Annotated in this window: 1 protein-coding gene; it reads left to right on the top strand. The window is 73.8% G+C overall.

All coding sequences use genetic code 11. The features are described from left to right. Positions 1-3,563 (top strand): type I polyketide synthase (locus tag ABZ208_RS38825; protein ID WP_356914158.1); only part of this gene is annotated, 3,563 nt, incomplete at both ends.

The following is a 3,563-nucleotide window of genomic DNA, read 5'->3' as shown; positions in this document are numbered from 1 at the left end:
TTCGCCGACAGCGGCGCACAGCGCGTCGAGTTGCCCACCTACGCCTTCCAGCGCGAGCGCTACTGGCTGGCCCCGAGTACCGGCAACGGTGATGCGGCGGCGGCCGGGCAGAGCCGGATCGGGCACCCGGTCCTGTCCGCCGCGGTGCAGGTCGGCGACCGCGACGAATGGGTGCTGACCGGACGACTGTCGACCGAGACCCAACCGTGGGCCGCCGAGCACCTGCTCCTGGGAACCGTCGTGGTGCCGGGCACGGGCCTGGTGGAGCTGGCGCTCGCCGCCGGTCGCCAGGTCGGCGCTCCCGTGGTCGACGAGCTGGTGCTGGAGGCGCCGCTGGTCCTGGACGACGACGTCGCGCTCCAGGTGCAGGTCACCGTGGGCGCGGCCGCCGAGGACGGCCGACGCGACATCGCCGTCTACACCCGTCCCGAGAACGGCGAGGACGACGAGCGGGACGCGACCTGTCACGCCCGCGGTCTGCTCGCCCCCGAGGCCGAGGCCGTCGGGCCGTGGCCCGCCGAGTGGCCGCCCGCGGACGCCGAGCAGCTTCCCGTGGACGCCCTCTACGCAGGTCTGGCCGACCTCGGCTACGACTACGGCCCTACGTTCCAGGGCGTGCGCGCGGCCTGGCGCGACGGCGACCGGACCTACGCCGAGGTGGAACTGCCCGGTGACACCGGTGGTGAAGGCTTCGGCATCCACCCGGCCCTCTTCGACGCGGCACTCCAGAGCGGCGTCATCATGCTGACCGACCGGGACGGCAGCGGGCATCGCATGCCCTTCAGCTGGACCGGCGTCCGACTGGAGCGGGAGGGCGTCACGCGGCTGCGCGTGCGCGCCGTCGCGACCAGCGACTCCTCGGTGCGCCTCGACGCAGTCGACGACTCCGGCGCCGCGGTCGTGTCGGTGCGGTCCATCGTCGTACGCCCGGTCGAGCAGGCCCGGCTCGACGACGCACAGCGCGGACAGCGGACCCCGCTCTACCAGGTGGACTGGACCGCCGTCCCGGCCGACGATGTCGCCCGGCCGGCGCGGGTCGCGCTCCTGGGTGACGAGTTCGCGGACCTCGACGCGCTGGAGCAGGCGCTGGCCGACGGCGCGCAGGCGCCGGAGGTCGTCGTCGCCGCGTTCGAGACCCCGGCGGGTGACCCCGCGCAGGCCGGACGTGAACTCACGGCCGACACTCTGGCGTTGGTGCAGCGGTGGCTGGCGAGCGAGTGGCTGGGCGAGGCCCGGCTGGTCGTGGCCACCCTGGGTGCCGTCGCTGTCGACGGCGGGACGCCGGATGTGGCGCAGGCCGCGGTGTGGGGTCTGGTGCACAGCGCGCAGGCCGAGCACCCGAACCGGTTCGTGCTCGTGGACCTCGACGAAGGCGATCAGCCGGAGTGGGGCACGGTCCTCGGCTCCGACGAGCCGCAGCTCGCGGTACGAGGCGGCCGGCTGCTGGCGCCGCGCCTGGCGCGGGTGTCGGCGGTGACACGGGCGATGCCCGCGCTGGACGGCACGGTGCTGATCACCGGTGGTACGGGGGGTCTGGGCGAGCTCTTCGCGAAGCACCTGGTGGAGCGCCACGAGGTGAAGCACCTGCTGCTCGTGAGCCGTCGCGGCGCCGCCGCCGATGGTGTTGCGGAGCTGGTGGCGGAGCTGGAGTCGGCCGGCGCGACGGCGCGGGTCGAGGCCTGCGATGTCTCCGACCGCGACCAACTGGCAACACTGCTCGGCACGTTGGAGCAGCCGCTGTCGGCGGTCGTGCATGCGGCGGGTGTCCTGGACGACGGTGTGATCGAGGGGATGACGCCGGAGCAGGTCGAGCGGGTGATGCGTCCGAAGCTCGACGCGGCGTGGCACCTGCACGAGCTCACCAGGGACATGGACCTGACGGCGTTCGTGCTGTTCTCCTCCGTCGCGGCGCTGATCGGCAGCCCGGGCCAGGGCAACTACGCGGCGGCGAACGCGGCGTTGGACGCCCTCGCACACCTGCGTCGCGCCGAGGGCCTGCCGGCGACATCGCTGGCCTGGGGCCTGTGGGCGGAGGCCGGCGGCATGTCCGGCGAGCTGGCCGAGGCCGACCTCGCCCGGCTGGACCGGACCGGTATCGCTGCGCTCTCGACGGAGGTAGGGCTCGGGCTGTTCGACCAGGCGCTCGCCGTGGACTCGGCGCTGCTGGCGCCGGTGCGGCTCGACCTGGGCGCGCTGCGGGGGCAGGCGCGGGCCGGGATGCTGCCCGCCGTGTACCGCGGGCTGGTCCGGATGCCTGCTCGTGGGGCAGGCGCAGGCGGTTCGCTGGCGCAGCGGCTGGCGGGTGTGGCGGAGGCCGACCGCGAGCGGGTGGTGTTGGAACTGGTGCAGGCGCAGGTCGCGTCGGTGCTGGGTCACGCCTCTGCCGGGGCGGTCGACCCGGCGAAGGCGTTCAAGGAGCTCGGTTTCGACTCGCTGAGCGCGGTCGAGCTCCGCAACCGGCTCACCCAGGCCAGCGGGGTACGGCTGCCGGCGACCCTCGTGTTCGACCACCCGACGCCGGTCGCGGTCGCACGGCTGCTCCTCTCCGAGGCCGGCGGAGTCGCGGACGAGCCGCGCGCCGTGGCCCGGCCGCGACGCGCGTCCGTGGACGAGCCGTTGGCGATCGTCGGCATGAGCTGCCGCTACCCGGGCGGGGTGACCTCGCCGGACGAGCTGTGGGAGCTGATCGCTTCCGGGCGGGACGCGATATCGGGCCTGCCCATCGACCGTGGCTGGGACCTGGAGCGGCTCTACGACCCCGACCCCGACCAGCCCGGCAAGGTGTCCACGCGTGGCGGTGGCTTCGTGGAGCGGCCGGGCGAGTTCGACGCGGAGTTCTTCGGGATCAGTCCACGTGAGGCGATGGCGATGGACCCGCAGCAGCGGCTGATCCTGGAGGCCGCGTGGGAGGCGTTCGAGAACGCGGGCATCGACCCGACGTCGCTGCGCGGCAGTGACACCGGCGTGTTCTGCGGCGCGGTCACCTCGGACTACGGCGGCGCCACGACCTCTGAGCTGGAGGGCTACCGCCTGACCGGCACCACGACGAGCGTGCTCTCCGGTCGCGTCTCCTACACGCTCGGCCTGGAGGGACCGTCCGTGACGGTCGACACGGCCTGCTCGTCGTCGGCGGTGGCGCTGCACCTGGCCGCACAGGCCGTGCGATCGGGCGAGTGCTCGATGGCCCTGGCGGGCGGCGTGACCCTGATGGCCGGCCCGTACCTGCTGACGGAGTTCAGCCGTCAGCGGGCGCTGTCGCCGGACGGGCGCTGCAGGGCGTACTCCGCGTCGGCGGACGGCACCGGGTTCTCCGACGGTCTCGGACTCCTGGTGGTGGAGCGGTTGTCGGAGGCGCGTCGCAAGGGTCACCGTGTGCTTGCCGTGCTGCGGGGCAGTGCGGTGAACCAGGACGGTGCGAGCAACGGTCTGACGGCGCCGAACGGTCCCTCGCAGGAGCGGGTGATCCGCCAGGCGCTGGCCAACGCCGGTGTGAACGCGGCCGACGTGGACGCGGTCGAGGGTCATGGCACGGGTACGAAGCTGGGCGACCCGATCGAGGCGCA

The sequence above is a fragment of the Streptomyces sp. NPDC006208 genome (assembly GCF_040613775.1).
In the GTDB taxonomy this organism is placed as follows: domain Bacteria; phylum Actinomycetota; class Actinomycetes; order Streptomycetales; family Streptomycetaceae; genus Streptomyces.
The sequence above is the reverse complement of the archived record's forward strand: the minus strand, read 5'-3'. Positions and strand labels throughout refer to the sequence as shown.